A 19,180-nucleotide genomic window follows, 5' to 3' on the forward strand; every position below is an offset into this window, starting at 1 on the left:
CCGACCGGCTGCGCGTGCTCGAGGCGCTCCCCGACTCGGCCTCCTGCACGATGGGCACGGTCAACTTCGGCGACGACGTGTTCATGAACCGGTGGGAGTTCATCGTCGAGCTGCACAAGCGGATGCGGGAGCGCGGCATCGTCCCGGAGTACGAGATCTTCGACGTCGGCCAGCTCGCGTCGCTGCGCCGGCTGCTCGACCAGCACGGCCTGCCGGCGGGCGGGCACGTGCACGTCGACCTGGTGATGGGCGTGCCCGGCGGCATGCCCGGCGACGCGGCGACCCTGGTGGCGGCGGTGCGGGCGATCCCCGAGGGTGCGACGTTCTCCGCCACGGGCATCGGGCGCACGACGCTGCCGGTCATGCTGGCTTCGCTGGCCGCGGGTGGGCACCTGCGGGTGGGCATGGAGGACACGATTACCTTCAAGCGTGGCGAGCGGGTGCGGGACAACGCTCAACTGGTGGCGCGGGCGGCGGAGTTCGCGACGCTGGCCCAGCGCCCGCCGCTGACGGCCGGCGAGGTGCGGTCGCTGATTCGGGTTGCCGAAAGCAACTGACTCCGCCCGGGTTGGCGTCGGGCCCCTCCGTATCGGAGGATGGGCAGCGTGATCGAAGTCCGACCAGGCGGTCGCAGGCGAATAGACCGGGTGCTGGCACCCGAGTACGTCGCCGACCTCGAGCGGCTCGACCTGACCGAGGTCCGCGCGCGCCGGGACGACGCGGCGCAGGAGGAGACGGACCTGTCGTACCTGCGCCGGCTGCTGCACGGCCGGATCGACATCGTGCGGGCGGAGCAGAAGCGGCGCGTGGAGGGCGGCTCGAGCTCGGTGGTCGAGCGGCTGGTGGAGATCCTCTCGGACAACGCGGTCGGCCCCGCCCCCGCGGGTTCGGGCCGGCACCAGACGCTGGAGCCGTCGCGCGCGGAGGCACACCGCCGGCACGTCGAGGCGCTGGTGTCGGACGCGGACCTGTCGGACGTGGGTTCGCTGCCGGCGGAGCGGCTGGACCTGGCGTTGCGGACGTACGTGGCGGAGGAGGCGTCGGTGTCCCAACGCCGGCGTGAGGTGCAGAAGGTGGTGGACCTGCTGAACGACGAGATCGGCAGCCGCTACCGCGCGGGCAGCGCGTCCGTCGACAAGCTGCTGGCCGCCGAACGCGGCGAGGACCCGACGGACTGATCCGGACCCTCGCCCGCGCAGACAACCCGGTCGAGGCGCCGCACCACGGCTCGGCGCCGCTGGCCGGGGACGGGCTAGTTGAAGCGTTCGCGGACGGCCAGGTCGCCCCAGAAGTCCCGCAGGCGTTCGAAGCGGGACGCGATCTCCTCAACGTCCTCCTGCTCCAGCGCCGTCACGATCGCGTTCACGTCCGCCGCCGAGGTGTCCTCTACCAGCTCCTCGTCGTCCAGCAGCTGGACCAGGCCGCCGTAGTCCAGCTCCACCGCCGAGTGCGGGTGGAAGTGCTCCAGCCACCGGCCGGTGTCCTCCAACACCTTCGTCGGGCCCTGGTCGCCCAGTACGCGCTCCGCCAGGGAGTGCGCCTTCGCCACCCGGCGCCGTGCGTCGGCCATCGCGACGCGCCAGCACACCTGGCGGCGCGCGTCCGTGCGCGTGGCGACCTCGATGTGCCGCTGAGCGGGATCGACGATCGTGAACCACGGCAGCGGGACCGTCCACGTCGTCGACACGATGTGCACCGCCCCGCCCGGCAGCTCCGAGAGCACGTCCGCCGCCTTCTCCCGCACCGACTCGAGCGAGGCCGACAGCGCGGCGTCCCGCAGCGCCGGGTGCGACGAGGTCAGGAAGCCGACCAGCGCGGCCGCCGCCCGCGCCCGCACGTCCAGCGGGCACACCAGCGGGCCGGGGCCGACCGTGGCGGCCTCGACCGGGACCTCCGCCGGATCGAGGACCAGGATCTCGCGCAGCGCGCGGGGCGACGGGTCGCCGTTGGCCAGCTCACCCGGCAGCAGCGTCGGCGGCTGCGAGAGCTGTGATCTGAGCCACATGTCCCGCTCGCGTTCACCCACGGTGGCGTAGTCCAGCTGCCCGATCTCGAGGGCCTCCCGGAGGCGCTTCACGACGGGTTCCTCGAACGCGGACAGCGGTTCGTACACCCTGAGGTAGGCGACGAACGGTCGGGGCACGGGGGCATCGTGTCACGGCCGCGCGCACGCCCCACTGCCGGGCGATGTCCGGCGGTCAAAGAGACCAAAGCGAACGCCGTGCCCCTTCGCGCAGAACCCCATCGGCACGGTACGGTAGTTACAGGAACCAAATGTCGAGATCTGCGGGGCCGCCGATTCCCCCGGCCGCCCCGTCACTGTGCGAGGGGGTCGAGCCATGGGGCGCGGCCGGGCGAAGGCTAAGCAGACCAAGGTAGCCCGAGAGCTCAAATACAGCACTCCCCACACGGACTTCGAAGCTCTGCAACGCGAGCTCTCGAACCAGTCCCCAGCGGGCGGCAACGGCGAGGACCGGGTCGACGAGGACGACTACGAGGACGACGACTTCCGTCGTTGATCGTTTGGTTCAGGGGCGGCCCAGGTAGCGAACCTGATCCGATTTCGCCTTGTCCAACGACTGCCGGGCGTCGGTGACTGCCGGGTACTCCGAGTACTCCGGCACGCCGACTTCCCACCATGCCCCCGCGTCCGTCCACGAGGACGGGTGAGTGCGGATCACCACGACGGCCACGCGGCCGGCTCGTGCGTGCTCGCGCGCCTGCCGGTAGGCGGCGCGAAGATCGCCGGGGGCCGGCACGGACAGCACCGCGCACCCCAGCGCGGCCGCGTGGGAGGCGAAGTCCACACGGGGCGGTTGCGCCCGCAGCGAACGGGCGTCGGCGTACATGTTGTTGAACCCCGGCGCGCCGTTGCCGCGCTGCAACCGGTCGATCACCGCATAGCCGTCGTTGTCGCACAGGACGGCGACGAAGCCGTGCCCCGCGAACGCGGCGGAGAACAGCTCCGAGTTCGACATCAGGTACGAGCCGTCGCCGAGCAGCGTGGTGACGACTCCGGACGGCCGGGCCACCGACAACGCCATCGCCGCGCCCCACGCGCCGGCGACCTCGTAGCCCATGCACGAGAAGCCGTACTCGACGTCCATCCCCGGCCCGGTCCCGCCGGGCGACCGCCAGCCGCCGATCAGCTCGCCCGGCAGCCCGCCGGCCGCGGTCATCACGTAGTCGTCCGGCCCGCTCTCCTCGTTCACCACGCCGACGACCTGCGCGTAGGTCGCGAGCCCGGCGGACGGGGCGCGCAGGCCGTCGATGTAGGCGTCCCACCGTGCCCGCTCGGCCGCGGCCCGGGACGTCCACGTGTCGGAGACCCGCCACGTGTCGAGCAGCCCAGCGAGCTCGCCGAGCGCCTCGTCCGCGTCCGCGACCAGGGCGAGGGCGCCGTGCTTGACCGCGTCGAACCGGGCGGTGTTGATCGTGACCAGGCGCGCGTCGGGCGCGAACACCGACCACGACGCGGTCGTGAAGTCCTGCAACCGGGTGCCGACCGCGAGCACGAGATCCGCCGCCGCGGCGAGCGCGTTCGCCGACGCCGAGCCCGTGATGCCGAGCGGGCCGGCGTGCAGCGGGTGGTCGTGACGCACCTGGGTGCGACCGGCCGTCGTCTCCACCACCGGCACGCCGTGCCGCTCGGCCAGCGCCAGCGCGCTGCGCGTGGCACCCGAGTACCGCACGCCGCCGCCCAGCACGAGCAGCGGGCGGTGCGACGCGGCCACCACGTCCGCGACGACGCCCAGCGCGTGCCGGTCCGGGCGCGGCCGCGGCACGTGGTGCACGACCGGCTCGAACAGCGCGTCCGGGAAGTCGAACGCCTCCGCCTGCACGTCCTGCGGCAGCGCGAGCGTCACCGGCCCGCACTCGCCCGGGTCGGTCAGCACGCGCGCCACCTGCGGAAGGGAGGCGATCAGCTGCTCGGGCCGGGTGATCCGGTCGAAGTAGCGGCTGACCGCGCGGAACGCGTCGTTGACCGTGGCCGTCGCGTCGTCGAAGTGCTCGACCTGCTGCAGCACCGGGTCCGGCGCGCGGTTGACGAAGGTGTCGCCGGGCAGCAGGAGCAGCGGCAGCCGGTTGGCGTGCGCGACCCCGGCCGCGGTGACCATGTTCAGCGCGCCGGGCCCGATCGACGACGTGGCCACGCCGACCTGGCGGCGGTGGGTCGCCTTCGCGTACCCGACCGCCGCCAGCGCCATGCCCTGCTCGTTGTGACCGCGCCACACCGGAAGGTCCGCCTCGGACAGTGCCGTCCCCAGGCCCAGCACGTTGCCGTGCCCGAAGATCGCGAACACGCCCGGGAACAGCGCCACCTCGGTCCCGTCCAGCAGCACGCTGCGCTGCGCGCCGAGCCAGCGGACCATTGCCTGCGCGGTCGTCAGTCTCAAGAGGTGGTCACCTCCCGCAGCTCGTGCTGCAGCGCCTCCAGCTCCGCGCCGCCCGCCATCTGGCGGGTCAGCTCGTCGAGCGAGATGTCCGCCTTCTCCGTCGAGCCGAGGCTACGGCCGCGCTTGAGGACGAGGAACCGGTTGCCGACCGGGTAGGCGTGGTGCGGGTTGTGCGTGATCAGCACGACCCCGAGCCCACGGTCGCGGGCCTGCGCGACGTATCGCAGCACCACGCCGGACTGCTTCACGCCGAGCGCGGCCGTCGGCTCGTCGAGGATCAGCACCTTCGCGCCGAAGTGCACCGCCCGCGCGATCGCGACGCACTGCCGCTCGCCACCGGAGAGCGTGCCCACCGGCTGCTCGACGTCGCGCAGGTCGATGCCCATGTCCGCGAGGGCCTCGCGCGCGGTCTCCTTGGCCTTGCGCCGGTCGAGCCGCTGCAGCGGCCCGCCGCCGAGCGTCGGCTCGGAGCCGAGGAAGAAGTTGCGCCACACGCTCATCAGCGGCACCACGGCGAGGTCCTGGTAGACCGTCGCGATGCCGTAGTCGAGCGCCTCGCGCGGCGAGGACAGCCGCACCGGCTTGCCGTTCACCAGGAACCGCCCCGCGTCGTGCTGGTGCACGCCGGCGAACACCTTGATCAGCGTGGACTTGCCCGCGCCGTTGTCGCCGAGCACGCAGGTCACCTCGCCCGCGTTGACCACAGTGGACACGTCGCGGAGCGCGATCACGCTGCCGTAGTTCTTGCCGATCCCGTCGACCTCGATGAGGGGCGTCCGGGTCTCGGTCCCGGTCCCGGTGTCGGTCACTGTGTCGGTCATCGCCGGACCCTTTCCGCTCGCCGCCGGAAGGTGTTGTTCACCAGCACCGCGCCGAGCAGCATGATGCCGAGGAAGAGCATGAACCAGTCGCTGTTCCAGTCCGCGAACACGATGCCCTGCCGGGCCATGCCGAAGATCAGCGCGCCGATCGCCGCCCCGATCGCGGAGCCGTAGCCGCCGGTGAGCAGGCAGCCGCCGATCACGGCCGCGATGATGAACTGGAACTCCAGGCCGATGCCCTGGTTGGCCTGGACGGTCGTGAACCGCAGGATGTTGATCGACCCGACCAGCCAGCCCGCGAGCGCCGTACCCATGAACAGCAGGATCTTCGTGCGCGCCACGGGCACGCCGACCGCCCGCGCGGCCGGGGCGGCACCGCCGACCGCGAAGATCCAGTTGCCGAACTTCGTCCGCAGCAGCAGCCACGCGGCCACCGCGGTGAATCCGATCCACCACACGATCGAGATCTGGAACGGCGTGTCACCGATCGGGAACGTCGAGGCGAACACGAAGCCCGCCGACTCGTAGCCGTCCGCCGCGCGCATGCCGGTCACCTGCACCGAACCGGTGATCAGCCGCGTCACGCCGAGGTTCAGGCCCTGCAGCGCGAGGAACGTGCCGAGCGTGACGATGAAGCTCGGCAGCCCCGTGCGCACGACCAGGAAGCCGTTCAGCCCGCCGACGGCGAGCGCGAAGATCAGCGACAGCAGCAGCGCGAGCCACACGTTCAGCCCGACCTGGGTCGCGAAGATCGCCGTGACCAGTGCCGTCGACGCCGTCATCACGCCGGCCGACAGGTCGAACTCGCCGCCGATCATCAGCAGCGCCACGGCGACGGCCATGATCCCCAGCGTGGCGGAGTCGTCGAGCCAGGTCGCGACGCCGCTCATCGTGAGGAACTTGTCCGCCACGATCGAGAAGAAGACGAACACGACCAGCGCGCCGATCAGCGCGCCGATCTCCGGGCGCACGACGAGCCGGTTCACCAGCGACGACGAGCTCAGCCGTTCGTCGACCGCCGCGGGTTCGGGATTGGGATCTACAGTCGTGGTAACCATTGCAGCTCCTCAGCGCGTGCCGCGTTCGGTGTACGGACGCACCAGGTCCGCGTTGGACTTGTCGACGAATCCGGGGCCGGTGAGCACGGACTGCCCGCCGCCGAGCGTGTTCCCGTTCTGCCGGTACAGCTTCAGCATCATGATCGGCAGGAAGCCCTGCTCGTACTGCTGCTGGTCGACCGCGAACAGGATGCGCCCGTCGCGGATCGCGTCGACCACGCCGGTGTTGAGGTCGAAGGTGGCGATCTCCGCGTCCGAGCCCGCGCCCTGCGCGGCCGCGACCGCGCGGTCGGCCACCTGCGAGGACAGCGTCAGCACGGCGTCGACGTCGGGGTTGGTCTGCAGCGCGCCCTTGATGCGGGCCTCGATGTCGGTGGGGTTGGAGATGTCGACCTGCAGGTTCTCGACGTTCCCGCCGAAGCCCTCCTTCGCGCCTTCGCAGCGATCGTTCAGTCCGGTGTTGCCCGCTTCGTGGATGACGCAGAGCATCTTCTTCTTGCCGGCGTCCTTGAACCGCTCGCCCGCCGCGCGGCCGGCGATCTTCTCGTCCTGCCCCACGTGTGCGATCGCGCCGAACTCCTTGCTGCGGTCGGCGCCGGAGTTGATCGTGACGACCGGGATCCCGGCCTTTACCGCGGCCTGCACGGACTCCTTGAGCGCGTCCGGGTTGGCCATCGACACGACGAGCCCGGTCTTGCCCTGTGCCACGGCGTTGTCGATGAGCTTGGCCTGCGCCCCGGGGTCACCGTTGGACACGTAGGTGACCTTCACGCCGAGCTCGCGGCCGGCCGCCTCCGCGCCGTTCTTCACCACGCTCCAGAAGGCGTCGCCCTCGGTGCCGTGGGTGATCACCGCGAAGTCGAGCGGTGCGTCGGGGTCGAACTCCGCGGCGCCACCGCCGCCCCCACCGCCGCTCGTCGTCTCCGCGGCGGAGGGGCCGGTGCACGCGGCCAGCACCATGGCCAGGGCCGCCAGAGCGACGGCCAGGAGGGTGGGCTTTCGTCGCCCTCGGTCAGACATCGTCGTCTCCCGTCTACACCTCTGGTCCACTGTGTCCTCAGCGGACCGAATCCAGGTATGCCAGGCTGCGCGCGGTCGCCTGGCGCGGCAGCCGGTCGGCGCCGGTGTCGTCCTCGGGCAGCATGGTGTCCTGCTCGAGCACGTACCAGCCGGCATAGTCGTTGTCGCGCAGCAACTTCAGCAGCTCGGGCAGGTCGACGTCGCCGTCCCCGAGCGGCACGTAGACGCCGTCCCGCACGGCGTCGGTGTAGCTGGTCCGTCCCGTGCGGACCGCGCCGGCGAGGTCCGCGCGAACGTCCTTGAGGTGCACGTGACCGACCCGGTCCGGGTGGGCACGCACCAGCTCGACCGGGTCGGTGCCGCCGATCAGCAGGTGGCCGGTGTCGACGCACAGCGGCAGGTCCGAGTCGGCGAGGAACCGCTCGACCTCCGCGGTGGTCTCCACGTGCGTGCCGACGTGCGGGTGCAGCACCGTCCGCAGCCCGGCGCGCGCGGCGCGGTCGCGAACCGCGCCGGCGGTCTCGACGAGCGTGCGCCACTCGTCCCGGCTGAGCACCGGCCGTTCGTCGTACCCGTCGAGGCCGGTGGCCGCGGCCAGCACGAGGACCTCCCCGTTGCACCGGGCGAGCAGTTCCGCACTGCGGCCGGCCGCGTCGAGCGAGGCTCGCTGCGCTTGCCTGTCGTGCAAGGGAATCGCGAGGAAACCGCCGACCAGGCCCAGGTAGTGCTTGGCGAGGAGCTTGTTCAGGTCGGCGGGGTCGGTGGGCAGGTAGGCGGGCGGGCCGAGCTCGGTGGCGCCGATCCCGAGGCCGGCCATCTCGGCCAGCACCGTCGCCGGCTCGAGCACGCGGCCCCAGCCGGGCACCTCGCAGACGCCCCACGAGATGGGCGCGGCGGCGATCCTCATGGCGTGCCTTCCAGTCGTACCGGGGTCCCGGTGCGCCGCGAGCGTTCGCAGGCCTCGGCGAGCCGGAGGCTGACCAGGCTGTCGCGAGCGGGCGACGGGTTGTCCGCGCGCCCGGCGATCACGTCGGCGAACACCCGCATCTCGTTGAGGTAGGCGCGGCGGAACCGTTCCGGGAAGCCCGGGTAGGCGTCCGGGGCGACCTGCGGGCCGTCCGGTTCGAGGGAGGTCAGCGGCGTGCGCGGGTCGAGGCCGACGGCGACGGAGTCCTTGCCGCCCAGCACCTCGATGCGGTGGTCGTAGCCGAGCGGGTCGTGCCGGCCGGCGTGGATGGCGGCGTGCGCGCCGCCGGCGAAACGCAGCAGTACCACGGCGTTGTCGACGTCGCCGGCGTCGGCGAAGGCGCGGTCGACTAGGACCGAGCCGGACGCGTAGACCTCGACGACGGGCTCGCCCACGAGCCACGGGATCGCGTCGAGGTCGTGGATCATGAGGTCGCGGAAGATGCCGCCGGACGTGGGCAGGTAGGCGAGGTCGGGCGGGTTGGCGTCGAAGCCGGTGGCCCGGACGTGGTAGATCGGGCCGAGCTCGCCGGCCACGATGCGGCGGCGCAGCTCGACGACCGCGGGGTCGAACCGGCGCTGGAAGCCGACGAGCACGGGCGTGCCGCCGGCCTCGATCTGCATGATCAGCTCGGTCATCGCGCCGAGGTCGCCGGCGATCGGCTTCTCGCTGAGCACGGGCTTGCGGGCGGCGAGGCACGCGCGGACGAGATCCGGGTGGGTGTCGGTCGGGGTGGCGACGAGGACGCCGTCGGCCACCGCCAGAAGGTCGTCCACGGTGTCGGCCGCGCGGGCGTTCTCGAGCTGGTTCGCCGCGAGCGCGGCGCGTCCGTCGACCGGGTCGTAGAGCAGCACCTCGTCGACCGAGTCCAGCGACGCGAGGTGTGCCGCGTGCATCGTCCCGATCCGTCCGACCCCTGCGACGCCGATGCGCATGTGCTCGCCTTCTGGTTAGAGCGCTCTAACGTATCATCCTGTAATGTCCGTCACACCGGTGTCAAGGCCGGTGGCGGGGTCGGGGTCGAGGAGCGTGGGCCTTGGGACGACCGACGATCGAGGACGTGGCGGCGCGGGCCGGGGTGTCCCGGGCGCTCGTGTCGCTGGTCATGCGGGGTTCGCCGAAGGTGAGCGACCAGCGGCGGGCGGCCGTGCTGAAGGCCGCCGAGGAGTTGGGCTACTCCCCGCACGCGATGGCTCGCTCGCTGGCGTCGCGGACGTCGCACGTGCTCGGCGTGATGGTGTCGGACCTGCACAACCCGTTCTGGGCCGAGGTGGTCGACGGGCTGGACGCGTACGCGCGGGCGGCGGGGTTCGAGCTGGTGTTCAACACGGGTGGCCGGCGGCCGTCGCGGGAACGGCAGGCGCTGACGGGGCTGCTGTCGTTCCGCCCGGCCGGCATCGTGCTGCTGGGCCCGGTGGTCCCGTCGGGCGCGATCGCGGCGGCGAGCGCGCACACGCCGGTCGTGCTGGTCTCACGCTCGTCCCGCTCGCCGACGGTGGACACGGTGAACGACGACGGTCAGGCGGGCTCGGGCATGGCCGTGGACCACCTGGTGTCTTTGGGCCACCGCGAAATCGTCCACATCGACGGCGGCGGCGGTTCGCAGGCGGCCCCCCGCCGGACCGGGTACGTCAACGCGATGCGCCGCCATGGCCTGACTCCACGGGTCGTGCGCGGGGAGTACACGGAAGCGGCGGGCGCCTCGGCGATCCGCGCGCTGCTCGAGTCCCCGCCGACCGCGGTGATGGCCGCCAACGACCTGAACGCGGTCGGCGCGCTGTCCGCCCTGGCGGCCGCGGGCCTGTCGGTGCCGGCCGACATGTCGGTGGTCGGCTACGACAACACCTGGCTGGCGGCCCTGCGCCACGTGTCCTTGACGACGATCGACCAGCCGCGCAACGAGATGGGCCGCCTGGCCGCGCAGGCCCTGATCCAACGCGTACGCGGCGAACGGACATCTCCGGCCCGCCACCTCCTCCGCCCCCGCCTGACAGTCCGCACCACGACGGCCGCCCCGCGCTGAGGCGGACCGTCGTGGTCGGCGGGTCGTGGCGGGCCCGCGGGCACGCGGGTACCGGTACGGCTAGCCGGCTGCGATCGCCGAGCCGACCACCTGTGCCATGCCCTGCATGCCGCGGGCGTTCGGGTGCAGTGGGGCGGCCACGTTCTCCGGGATGAACGGTTCCACCCAGCGGACCGAGCCAGGCGTGCAGACGTCGTGGCCGATGCCCGGGGTGCGGATGTCCACATAGGTCGCCCCGTGGGCGGCGGCCGCGGTGGCCAGGACCTGGTTCAGCTGGTCGACCTTCGCCTGGACGTAGGTCGCATCGCGGGACCACACCTGCACGCGTGGGTAGCAGCCGCCGGGGCGGATGTAGAACGTGTAGCCGACCACGAAGACCCGCGCGGACGGCGAGCGGGCGTGGATGCCGTCCAGCACGGCCGACACGCGCGGGCCGACCGCGGCCACCCGCTCGCCGTACACGTCGCGGCCGCCGGCCGTGTTCTCGTCCTTGCACGATGTGCCGAACGGCTGTGGCAGCAGGTTCAGGCACGACTCGGCGAGCCCGGTGAGGCCCGCGTCGTTGCCGCCGATCTGCAGCGTCACGACCGACGTGTCGGGGGTGAGCACGTCGAACTGCGGCGGTGCCGTGCCGAGGTCGGTCTCCTGCGGGTTCGTCATGTCGACGGTGTCCGCGCCGGAGCACGAGACGTCGGCGATCGACAGGCCCAGCTGCCGCGCCACCAGCTTCGGGTAGTTGTTCGTGGAACGGATGCAGCCGAGGAAGCTCAGGTCGGGGTTCGGGATCAGGGGGCCCGCGGCGGCCGAGTCACCGAGGGCGACGTACCGGCCGGACGCCGCCGACGCGACACCGGCGGGCAGGAACGAGGCGAGCAGGACGACCGCGAACGCGGGCAGTAGACGGCGGAGCATCATCATCGACACCTCCAGCAGCGACGTGCACGAGTGTCACGTCCCTGCTGGAGGCTTGTCCATCGCCCACTAGGACGCAGTTACCTCCTCGCGGTCCGGCCGGTCGGCCGAGCGCCGCGGCAGGAAGCGCCGGATGAGCGGCCACAGCAGCACGGCCGCCACGATCACGTACACCGTCACCGAGAACGCCGTGTTCACCAGGCCCGTGAGCGAGCCGTCGCTGATCTGCAGCGCGCGCCGCATCTGCTGCTCGGCCGCCGGGCCGAGGATCACGCCCAGAATGGCCGGCAGCACGGGCAGCCCGTACCGGCGCATCGCGAACCCGAGCGCGCCGATCACGAACAGCACGATCAGGTCGATCACCTGGCCCGACACCGCGTACGCGCCCACCGAGGCGAAGAACAGGATCCCCGCGTACAGGTACGGCCGCGGGATCCGCAGCAGCTTCGACCACACGGGCGCCATCGGCAGGTTCAGCACGAGCAGCAGCACGGTCCCGACGAACAGCGAGGCGATCAGCCCCCACACCAGGTCCGTCTCCCGCTGGAACAGCAGCGGCCCCGGCTGGATCCCGTACTGCTGGAACGCCGCGAGCATCACTGCGGCCGTCGCGGTCGTCGGCAGGCCGAGCGTCAGCATCGTGACGAGCGTGCCCGACGCGGACGCCGACGCGGTCGACTCCGGCCCCGCCACGCCCTCGATCGCGCCCGAGCCGAACTCCGACCGGTGCTTCGAGAGCCGCTTCTCCGTCGCGTACGACAGGAAGGTCGGGATCTCCGCACCGCCGGCGGGAATCGCGCCGAAGGGGAACCCGATCAGCGGGCCGCGCAGCCACGGCTTCCACGTCCGCCGCAGGTCGTCGCGCCCGAGCCACGGCCGGCCGACCGGGATCGGCTCGCCGGACGTGTGCCGCAGCCGCGACGCCACCCACAACGCCTCGCCGACCGCGAACAGCCCCACCGCCACTACCACCACGTCGATCCCGTCGGACAGCTCCAGCGAACCGAACGTCAGCCGCGACTGGCCGGTCATCTCGTCGAGCCCCACGAGCCCGAGCGTCAGCCCGATCAGCAGCGACGCGAACCCGCGCACCCGCGACCGGCCGAGCACCGAGGTGACCGCGATGAAGGCCAGGACCATCACCGCGAAGTAGTCCGGCGCACCGAGGTCGACCGCGAGCGACGCGACCGCCGGGGCCAGCAGGACGATCGCGATCGTGCCGGCCATCGCGCCGACGAAGTGGCCGATCGCCGCCGCCGCAAGCGCTTGCGAGCCACGGCCGCGTTTGGCCATCTGGTTGCCCTCGATCGCGGTGACCACGGAGGCGGACTCACCGGGCGTGTTCAGCAGGATTGACGTCGTCGAGCCGCCGAACATGCCGCCGTAGTAGATGCCCGCGAACATGATCATCGCGGCGACCGGGTCGAGCCCGTAGGTCACCGGGAGCAGCAGCGCGACGGCCATCGCCGGGCCGATGCCGGGCAGCACGCCGATGAACGTGCCCAGCAGCACGCCGAGCGCGGCGAGCAGCAGGTTGGCCGGGGTCAGCGCGGTGCCGAAGCCGTCGATCAGCTGGGTCAGCGAGTCCATGCCTACAGCACCTCCATCAACGGGCCGCCGGGCAGTGGCACCCCGAGCAGGTTGTTGAAGACCAGGTACGTGGCGATCGACAGCGCGGCCGCGATCAGGGGGTCGCGCACGAGGTTGCGGCTGCCGAGCGCGTAGGCCGCGCCCCAGAACAGGACCGCGCCGGAGATCGGGAAGCCGACCACGCCGATCAGCGCGGCGTTCGCGAGGAACGCGCCGGACAGCATCAGCACGGTGCGCCAGTCCGCGGGCGCCGCGAGGTCGACGTCCTCGCCGGTCTCCGACTCGCCACGCACGCCGCGCAGCACGTCGCGCGCCAGCAGCACGGCGACCACGAGCAGCCCGATGCCGACCACGACCGGCACGGCCTTCGGGCCGACCGGTCCGCGCTGGGCGAAGTCGGTCGGGATGCGGATCGCGTCGGTGAGCACCAGCACGCCCAGCACGAGCAGCAACGCGCAGATGCCGAGCTCGGACCGGTCCGCCGTCCGGGTCTCGGTCGTCGCCTTCTCCTCGGTCGTGGTCATTTCAGCCCCAGTTCCGTCAGCACGTCGGCCACCTGCTCGTTCTGCCGGGCGAGGAAGTCGCCGAACCCGTCGCCGGTCTGGAACGCCTTCGTCCAGCCGTTGCGCTCGAGCGCGTCCTTCCACTGCGGCGTGTTCTGCAGGTCGGAGAACAGGTCGATCAGCCGCTGCTGGTCGACCTCGGAGATGCCCGGCGGAGCGACGACACCGCGCCAGTTCGTGAACTCGACGTCCACTCCGGACTCCTTGAGCGTGGGCCCGTCGATGCCGTCCATCCGCTCGCCGCTGGTGATCGCGAGGACCCGCAGCTCGCCCGCCTCGATCTGGTCACGCGACTCGCCGACACCCGACACGCCGAACGCGACCTTGCCGCCGAGCACCGACGCGAGCAGCTCGCCGCCGCCGTCGAACGGCACGTAGTTCACCGACTTCGGAGTCAGCCCGGCGCCCTTGGCGAACAGCATCGCCGCGAGGTGGTCCGGCCCGCCGGGCGAGGACCCGCCGCCGACGGGGACGTTGCCGGGATCGGCCTTCCACGCCCGGACCAGGTCGTCGACCGTCCGGTATGGAGAGTCCTTCGCGACCACGACGATGTCCGGCTCCTCGATGAGCTTGCAGATCGGGGTGGTGTCCTGCAGCGACGACGGCGACTTGTTGGTGTGCACGCTGCCCACCACGCCGAGGCCCATCGACATGACCATCTTGTCGTTGCCGCGTTCGCTGACCAGCCGGCCGAGCCCGACCGTGCCGCCCGCGCCAGGCAGGTTGAACACCTCGACGTTGCGCGTGAGGTCGCTTTCCTCCATGGCCTTCGCGGCCGTGCGGGCGGTGACGTCGTAGCCGCCGCCGGGCGAGTTGGGCACCATGACGCGCAGGCCACGGACCTGGCTGCCCGGCCCTTCCGACCCGGAGCTGACCAGCGGCGGGATCACGAGGACGGCCGCGAGGGCGACGGCCGCCGCGATCAACGGTTTCGCTTGCATCGGAGCCTCTCTGCTCGACACCCGTGTCTGGCATGGTGCCCGGGCGCCGCCGGTCGCGTCCGCCTTGCTCACGCAGTGGTCGTTGTGGTCGTTGTGTTCACGCGCACGCGGTCGCGTGCTAAGCGACACTTGGTCCGTGGCGGACCGCGGTTCCCTGTCCCGGCAGCTGCTCACCTGGCAGCTGCTGATCGTCGCGACCCTGGTCACGGCGGTCGCGCTGTTCTCCGGGTTCCAGGCGACGAAGAGCTTCCGGGACACGGAAGGCCGGCGGATGCTGTCGGTCGCCGAGGACGTGGCGGCGACGCTCGGCGTGCGCACCGCACTCGAGGACCCGCTGCGCTACCACCAGCTGCCGACGTTCGCGGAGAGCGCGCGGAGCCTCTCCGGCGCGGCATTCGTGATCATCGCGGACCCGCGCGGGAAGGTGCTGACCTCGCCGGATCCGCAACAGGTCGGCGAACCGCTCCCGCTCGGCGAAAGCATGATCGAGTCAGGCCGGTCGTGGGTCGGCGTGGTCGATGACTCGCTAGTGGCGCACGTGCCGGTGATGAGCGACGACGGCGCGGTGATCGGCATCGTCGCGGCCGGCCAGGACACGCCGACGTTCGTCGAGGGGATCGTGCAGTCGCCGGCGGAGGGGTTGCTGATCGTGGCGATCGCGACCGTGCTCGGCGTCGTGGGCTCGGCGCTGGTCGCGCGGCGGGTGAAGCGGCAGACGTTCGGACTGGAGCCGCGCGAGATCGCCGGGCTGGTCGAGCACCGGGAGGCGATGCTGCACGGCATCCGGGAGGGTGTCGTGGGCCTCGACTCGGCCGGGCGGCTCACGCTGGTGAACGACCAGGCGCGGCGGCTGCTCGCGTTGCCGGACGACGCGGTCGGCCGGTCGGTCGAGGACCTGTCGCTGAACGACCGGCTGGTCGACGTGCTGACCGGACGGGCGGGCGGCGCGGACCAGATCGTGCTGCGCCGAGGCCGGGTGCTGATCATGAACCGGATGCCGATCTCCTTGCGGGAGCACGAGATCGGCGCGGTCGTGACGCTGCGGGACCGGACGGAGATCGTGACGCTGCAGCACGAGCTCGACACGACGCGCGGGACGACCGACGCGCTGCGCGCGCAGGCGCACGAGTTCACGAACCGGCTGCACACGATCGCCGGCCTGATCGAGCTGGGCGAGTACGACGAAGTGCGGCGCTACGTCGACTGGGTGAGCCACACGCGGGAGGCGTGGCAGGGGGAGGTCGGCGAGCGGATCGGCGACGCGGCGGTGGCGGCGTTGCTGGTGGCGAAGGCGAGCGTGGCGGCGGAGCGCGGGCTGGGGCTGCGGCTCACGCCGACCTCGCGGCTGTCCGCCGTGGACGAGCAGCTGTCCGCGGACCTGGTGACCGTGCTCGGCAACCTGGTCGACAACGCGCTCGACGCGGCGGACGAGTGGATCGAGGTCTCGCTCGAGCAGTCGGCCGACGAGGTCTGCGTGGTGGTCAAGGACTCCGGGCCGGGCGTTGCGCCGGATCTGGCGGAGGAGGTCTTCCGCCACGGCTTCACGACGAAGGCGGCGGAGCAGGGCGAGCGCGGGCTGGGCCTGGCGCTGACGCGGCAGACCTGCCTGCGGCGGCAGGGATCGATCTCGGTGGACGGCTCGGTGTTCACCGCACGGCTGCCGGCGGGAGCGCTGCTGTGATCCGGGTTCTCGTGGTCGACGACGACTTCATGGTGGCGAAGGTCCACAGTGGATACGTAACGCGCACGCCGGGGTTCGAGGTCGCCGGCGTGGCGCACACGGGCGCGGACGCGCTGCGTGCGGTTTCGGAGCTGCGCCCGGACCTCCTACTGCTGGACATCTACCTGCCGGACATGGACGGCGTGTCGGTGCTGCGCGCGCTGCGGTCGGACGGCGGCGCGGACACGGACGTGATCGTCATCAGCGCGGCGACCGATGTGGAGACGGTCCGCGCGGCGATGCGCGGCGGGGTGCTGCACTACCTGATCAAGCCGTTCACGTACGCGGCGCTGCACGACCAGCTGCGGCACTTCGCGTTGCTGCAGGCGCGGCTGTCGGGCCTGTCGCGTGCCGGACAGTCCGATGTGGACCAGGTGTTCGGCGCCCGGCCGGGCTCGACGCTGCCGAAGGGCCTGACGGCGGAGACGTTGCGGATAGTGGCGGCGGAACTGCGGTCGACGTCGCGGTCGACGTCGCGGTCGACGTCGCCGGACCTGTCGGCCGCGGAGTGCGCGGCACGGACGTCGCTGTCACGGGTGAGCGCGCGGCGGTACCTGGAGCACTTCGTGGCCACGGGCCAGGCGGACGTGCGGCTGCGCTACGGCGGCACCGGCCGCCCGGAACGCCGCTACTACTGGCTCGACCACCGCTGACCCGGCACGCGGGCAGTGGGGTTCTGTGGACAGGTCCGGTGGTTGTGGACCACCGGGGTCAGTCGTCCAGGGTGCGGCGGGTTCGCTTCGTTTCGCTGCGGCGGCGTTTCTGCGCCAGGCGGCGTTCCTTCGCGCCTCGGCTCGGCTTGGTCGGGCGCCGGCGGGGTGGCGGGGGCTCGGCGGCCGCGCGCAGCAGCGACGCCATGCGGGCGCGGGCCGTGTTGCGGTTGGCCAGCTGGGCTCGCCGCTCGCTCGCCACGACCGTCAGCACGCCGTCCACCAGGCGGGACGACAGGCGCGCGAGGAGGCGGTCGCGCAGCCAGGGTGGCACCGAGGGCGAGCGGGCCACGTCGAACGACAGCTCCACCCGGCTGTCCGTCGTGTTCACGCCCTGACCGCCCGGGCCCGAGGACCGCGAGAAGCGCTCCCGCAGCTCGGCCGCCGGGATCACCAGGTGGCGGTTGACCTCCAGGTCCGCCATCAGCCCGCGTACCGCAGGGCCGGCATCGTCACCAGCTTGGCCATGACGTCCTGGCCGAAAACCGGGGTCCGGTCCGTCGGCCGCAGGCCCCCCTTCCGCTTCGCGTCCGGCAGGTTGGTGGCGATCGCCGTGACGCTCGTGCCGTCCGGGTGCACCGCGAACGCGATGTAGCGCTTCTCGCCGGTGCCGTAGTCCTTCCACGTGCCCACGGCGACATGGATACCCCGCGCGGCGCGGACCGTGCAGCCGTACTTCGCGTCCGGCAGGTCGCCGCAGCCGGCCACGCGCTTCGGGTCGGCCGCGCCGATCGACACCGTCAGCGCGCCCTCCGCATCCGGCAGCCGCACGTCGACCCGCAGCTCGTAGGTGTCCTTCGCCACCGTGAACCGCGCCGACTTCCCGTCCGGCCGGAACGTCTGCGCCGTGTCCGGCAGGGCGTCGTTCCGCGCGAAGAAGTCCGCGGTCAGCGTGTTCGCGTGGTGCTGCGACGGCGGCGCGGACAACCTCGTCGGCGCGACCTCCGTCGTCGACAGCGGCAGCGTCGGGCCGGGCGGGGCCGGGAGGGCCGTGGGCGACGCGGCAGGCGGCGTCTCCTCCGGGGCCGGCTCGTCGGCGATCAGCCCGGTCAGCATGACCGCGCCCACGACGGCGACCACCGCGCCGCCGATCGCGCCGCCCGTGGAGAACATCCGCCGGATGCGCAGCTTCCGCCGGCCCTGGCGGAACACCTCGTCGCGGTCCAGGGTCAGCGGCGGCTCGCCGGACAGCGCGCGGCCGAGCAGCGCCTTGACGTCGTTCTCGTCCGACGGTTCGGTCATGACTCACCCGCCTCCGCCCGATCGTCGCCCTCGGTCGAGGACGGGGTGGCGGACGGTGAGCCGGACGTGGCGAGCAGCCTGCGCAGCGCCGCCAGCCCCTTCGCCGCCTGGCTCTTGACCGTCCCCTCGCTCTTGCCCAGCGCGGCCGCGGTCTCCGCGACCGACAGGTCCTCCCAGTACCGCAGGACCACGACCGCGCGCTGCCCGGCCGGCAGCTGGGCCAGTGCCCGGCGCACGTCGACCGCGTCCTCGACGCCCGGTTCCGGCGTCGCCTCGACCTCGGGCACGGTGTCGACGACCGCCTCGCGCCGCCGGTACGCCCGCCGGGACTCGTCGATCGCCGCCCGCACCATGATCCTGCGGGAGTACGCGTCCACGCTGCCGTCCCGCCGGATACGGGACCACGCGACATAGATCTTCGTCAGCGTGGTCTGCACGAGGTCCTCCGCCCGATGCCAGTCACCTCCACACAGCAGGTACGCGGTGCGGCGCATGACGACGGCACGGCTCTCGAGGTACTCCCCGAACTCCGCGTCGCGGTCTGCCACGACCTGCGTTCCTCTCGTCTCCCGTGATACGGGACGGCCCGCTCGCGGGTTGCCTAGAAGCGAGGATGGTCACCGATCAGGTCGGCACGCGGCGCGTCCGGGTCGTCACCGAGCGGCGAGATCTCGCCGAGAATCCAGGCCGGGACGTGCCGCGCGGTGAGCACGGCGAGCGCCCGGTCGACGTCTTCCGGGGCCACCACGGCGACCATCCCGACGCCCATGTTGAACGTGCGTTCCATCTCGTGCCGCTCGACCCGGCCACGTTGCGCGATCAGCGAGAACACCGGGGCCGGCGTCCACGTGCCGCGGTCGAGAACCGCGCGCAGACCCGGCGGGATCACCCGTGCCACGTTCGCCGCCATGCCACCACCGGTGACGTGCGCGAACGTCCGCACGTCGGCCTCCGCCACGACGGCCAGGCAGTCCTTCGCGTAGATCCGGGTGGGCTCGAGCAGCTCCTCGCCGAGCGTGCGGCCGAACTCCTCGACGTGGCCCGCGAGCGCCATCCGGCCGATGTCCAGCAGCACATGACGGGCCAGCGAGTACCCGTTGGAGTGCAGCCCCGACGAACCCATGCCGATCACCACGTCGCCCGGCCGCACCCGCTCCGGCCCGAGCACCGCGTCCGCCTCGACCACGCCCACGCCGGTCGCCGACAGGTCGTACGC

General features: G+C 72.2%; 21 protein-coding genes. 6 read left to right on the forward strand and 15 right to left on the reverse strand.

Annotated elements, in window-relative coordinates; all coding sequences use genetic code 11:
• The coding region (locus tag VH969_RS24585; RefSeq protein ID WP_331978219.1) for a beta-keto acid cleavage family enzyme at positions 1 to 557 on the forward strand (557 nt) is incomplete at its 5' end.
• 48 nt (positions 558 to 605) lie between these two features.
• On the forward strand, positions 606 to 1,178 hold the full coding sequence (locus VH969_RS24590; RefSeq protein WP_331978222.1) for an RsiG family protein: 573 nt from the start codon (positions 606 to 608) through the stop codon (positions 1,176 to 1,178).
• 74 nt (positions 1,179 to 1,252) lie between these two features.
• Here VH969_RS24590 and VH969_RS24595 read toward each other — a convergent pair whose 3' ends face one another.
• Positions 1,253 to 2,143: a DUF8083 family protein gene (locus VH969_RS24595; RefSeq protein WP_331978224.1), complete on the reverse strand. Its 891-nt coding sequence runs from the start codon at positions 2,141 to 2,143 to the stop codon at positions 1,253 to 1,255.
• 196 nt (positions 2,144 to 2,339) lie between these two features.
• Here VH969_RS24595 and VH969_RS24600 point away from each other — a divergent pair, with 196 nt between their 5' ends.
• Positions 2,340 to 2,519: a DUF3073 domain-containing protein gene (locus tag VH969_RS24600; protein ID WP_331978226.1), complete on the forward strand. Its 180-nt coding sequence runs from the start codon at positions 2,340 to 2,342 to the stop codon at positions 2,517 to 2,519.
• A gap of 9 nt (positions 2,520 to 2,528) precedes the next feature.
• Here the strand turns inward: VH969_RS24600 and iolD are convergent, their stop codons facing one another.
• The 6 genes from iolD to VH969_RS24630 are packed head-to-tail and all read right to left on the reverse strand — an operon-like array spanning position 2,529 to position 9,198.
• Positions 2,529 to 4,397 (reverse strand): 3D-(3,5/4)-trihydroxycyclohexane-1,2-dione acylhydrolase (decyclizing), encoded by a 1,869-nt coding sequence (iolD, locus tag VH969_RS24605; RefSeq protein WP_331978228.1) that lies wholly within the window; start codon positions 4,395 to 4,397, stop codon positions 2,529 to 2,531.
• Complete coding sequence (locus tag VH969_RS24610) at positions 4,394 to 5,218, reverse strand: ATP-binding cassette domain-containing protein (protein WP_331978230.1); 825 nt, start codon at positions 5,216 to 5,218, stop codon at positions 4,394 to 4,396. The genes iolD and VH969_RS24610 overlap by 4 nt, the downstream gene beginning before the upstream one ends.
• On the reverse strand, positions 5,215 to 6,276 hold the full coding sequence (locus tag VH969_RS24615; protein ID WP_331978232.1) for an ABC transporter permease: 1,062 nt from the start codon (positions 6,274 to 6,276) through the stop codon (positions 5,215 to 5,217). The genes VH969_RS24610 and VH969_RS24615 overlap by 4 nt, the downstream gene beginning before the upstream one ends.
• 9 nt (positions 6,277 to 6,285) lie before the next feature.
• Positions 6,286 to 7,296, reverse strand: a complete 1,011-nt coding sequence (locus tag VH969_RS24620; RefSeq protein WP_331978234.1) for a sugar ABC transporter substrate-binding protein — start codon at positions 7,294 to 7,296, stop codon at positions 6,286 to 6,288.
• A 37-nt stretch (positions 7,297 to 7,333) separates the two neighbouring features.
• Positions 7,334 to 8,203, reverse strand: coding sequence for a TIM barrel protein (locus VH969_RS24625; protein ID WP_331978236.1), 870 nt, complete (start codon positions 8,201 to 8,203; stop codon positions 7,334 to 7,336).
• Positions 8,200 to 9,198, reverse strand: coding sequence for a Gfo/Idh/MocA family protein (locus tag VH969_RS24630; protein WP_331978238.1), 999 nt, complete (start codon positions 9,196 to 9,198; stop codon positions 8,200 to 8,202). The genes VH969_RS24625 and VH969_RS24630 overlap by 4 nt, the downstream gene beginning before the upstream one ends.
• A gap of 101 nt (positions 9,199 to 9,299) precedes the next feature.
• Here VH969_RS24630 and VH969_RS24635 point away from each other — a divergent pair, with 101 nt between their 5' ends.
• Positions 9,300 to 10,286, forward strand: a complete 987-nt coding sequence (locus VH969_RS24635; RefSeq protein WP_331978241.1) for a LacI family DNA-binding transcriptional regulator — start codon at positions 9,300 to 9,302, stop codon at positions 10,284 to 10,286.
• A gap of 60 nt (positions 10,287 to 10,346) precedes the next feature.
• Here the strand turns inward: VH969_RS24635 and VH969_RS24640 are convergent, their stop codons facing one another.
• From VH969_RS24640 to VH969_RS24655, 4 genes are all read right to left on the reverse strand, one after another.
• Complete coding sequence (locus VH969_RS24640; RefSeq protein ID WP_331978243.1) at positions 10,347 to 11,204, reverse strand: SGNH/GDSL hydrolase family protein; 858 nt, start codon at positions 11,202 to 11,204, stop codon at positions 10,347 to 10,349.
• A gap of 63 nt (positions 11,205 to 11,267) precedes the next feature.
• On the reverse strand, positions 11,268 to 12,788 hold the full coding sequence (locus VH969_RS24645) for a tripartite tricarboxylate transporter permease (protein ID WP_331978245.1): 1,521 nt from the start codon (positions 12,786 to 12,788) through the stop codon (positions 11,268 to 11,270).
• A 2-nt stretch (positions 12,789 to 12,790) separates the two neighbouring features.
• Complete coding sequence (locus VH969_RS24650; RefSeq protein ID WP_331978247.1) at positions 12,791 to 13,312, reverse strand: tripartite tricarboxylate transporter TctB family protein; 522 nt, start codon at positions 13,310 to 13,312, stop codon at positions 12,791 to 12,793.
• Positions 13,309 to 14,292, reverse strand: a complete 984-nt coding sequence (locus tag VH969_RS24655) for a Bug family tripartite tricarboxylate transporter substrate binding protein (RefSeq protein WP_331978249.1) — start codon at positions 14,290 to 14,292, stop codon at positions 13,309 to 13,311. The genes VH969_RS24650 and VH969_RS24655 overlap by 4 nt, the downstream gene beginning before the upstream one ends.
• Before the next feature lie 136 nt (positions 14,293 to 14,428).
• Between VH969_RS24655 and VH969_RS24660 the strand changes: the two genes are divergently transcribed.
• Together VH969_RS24660 and VH969_RS24665 are read left to right on the forward strand one after the other, a co-directional pair.
• Positions 14,429 to 15,973, forward strand: coding sequence for a sensor histidine kinase (locus tag VH969_RS24660; protein ID WP_331978251.1), 1,545 nt, complete (start codon positions 14,429 to 14,431; stop codon positions 15,971 to 15,973).
• Positions 15,970 to 16,665 carry a response regulator gene (locus VH969_RS24665; RefSeq protein ID WP_331978253.1) on the forward strand — a complete coding sequence of 232 codons (696 nt, stop codon included), beginning with the start codon at positions 15,970 to 15,972 and terminating at the stop codon, positions 16,663 to 16,665. Before VH969_RS24660 ends, VH969_RS24665 begins: the two co-directional genes overlap by 4 nt.
• Before the next feature lie 58 nt (positions 16,666 to 16,723).
• Here VH969_RS24665 and arfB read toward each other — a convergent pair whose 3' ends face one another.
• The 4 genes from arfB to VH969_RS24685 all read right to left on the reverse strand — a co-directional run.
• Positions 16,724 to 17,146: an alternative ribosome rescue aminoacyl-tRNA hydrolase ArfB gene (arfB, locus tag VH969_RS24670; protein ID WP_331978255.1), complete on the reverse strand. Its 423-nt coding sequence runs from the start codon at positions 17,144 to 17,146 to the stop codon at positions 16,724 to 16,726.
• The gene (locus VH969_RS24675) at positions 17,146 to 17,964 is read right to left on the reverse strand and encodes a hypothetical protein (RefSeq protein ID WP_331978257.1); all 819 of its coding nucleotides are present in this window, start codon (positions 17,962 to 17,964) and stop codon (positions 17,146 to 17,148) included. Before VH969_RS24675 ends, arfB begins: the two co-directional genes overlap by 1 nt.
• Positions 17,961 to 18,512, reverse strand: coding sequence for a SigE family RNA polymerase sigma factor (locus VH969_RS24680; RefSeq protein WP_331978259.1), 552 nt, complete (start codon positions 18,510 to 18,512; stop codon positions 17,961 to 17,963). Before VH969_RS24680 ends, VH969_RS24675 begins: the two co-directional genes overlap by 4 nt.
• Before the next feature lie 53 nt (positions 18,513 to 18,565).
• A partial coding sequence (locus VH969_RS24685) for a phosphoribosylformylglycinamidine cyclo-ligase (RefSeq protein ID WP_331978261.1) occupies positions 18,566 to 19,180 on the reverse strand: 615 nt, incomplete at its 5' end.

This window comes from Actinophytocola sp. (assembly GCF_036555685.1).
Classification (GTDB): domain Bacteria; phylum Actinomycetota; class Actinomycetes; order Mycobacteriales; family Pseudonocardiaceae; genus Actinophytocola.

Excerpts from the sequence above, each read along its gene's own strand:
- VH969_RS24600 (WP_331978226.1), top strand. The coding sequence starts at position 2,340 with ATGGGGCGCGGCCGGGCGAAGGCTAAGCAGACCAAGGTAGCCCGAGAG.
- VH969_RS24675 (WP_331978257.1), bottom strand. The coding sequence starts at position 17,964 with ATGACCGAACCGTCGGACGAGAACGACGTCAAGGCGCTGCTCGGCCGC.
- VH969_RS24615 (WP_331978232.1), bottom strand. The coding sequence starts at position 6,276 with ATGGTTACCACGACTGTAGATCCCAATCCCGAACCCGCGGCGGTCGAC.
- VH969_RS24610 (WP_331978230.1), bottom strand. The coding sequence starts at position 5,218 with ATGACCGACACAGTGACCGACACCGGGACCGGGACCGAGACCCGGACG.
- arfB (WP_331978255.1), bottom strand. The coding sequence starts at position 17,146 with ATGGCGGACCTGGAGGTCAACCGCCACCTGGTGATCCCGGCGGCCGAG.
- VH969_RS24640 (WP_331978243.1), bottom strand. The coding sequence starts at position 11,204 with ATGATGATGCTCCGCCGTCTACTGCCCGCGTTCGCGGTCGTCCTGCTC.
- VH969_RS24630 (WP_331978238.1), bottom strand. The coding sequence starts at position 9,198 with ATGCGCATCGGCGTCGCAGGGGTCGGACGGATCGGGACGATGCACGCG.
- VH969_RS24625 (WP_331978236.1), bottom strand. The coding sequence starts at position 8,203 with ATGAGGATCGCCGCCGCGCCCATCTCGTGGGGCGTCTGCGAGGTGCCC.
- VH969_RS24620 (WP_331978234.1), bottom strand. The coding sequence starts at position 7,296 with ATGTCTGACCGAGGGCGACGAAAGCCCACCCTCCTGGCCGTCGCTCTG.
- VH969_RS24650 (WP_331978247.1), bottom strand. The coding sequence starts at position 13,312 with ATGACCACGACCGAGGAGAAGGCGACGACCGAGACCCGGACGGCGGAC.
- VH969_RS24645 (WP_331978245.1), bottom strand. The coding sequence starts at position 12,788 with ATGGACTCGCTGACCCAGCTGATCGACGGCTTCGGCACCGCGCTGACC.
- VH969_RS24655 (WP_331978249.1), bottom strand. The coding sequence starts at position 14,292 with ATGCAAGCGAAACCGTTGATCGCGGCGGCCGTCGCCCTCGCGGCCGTC.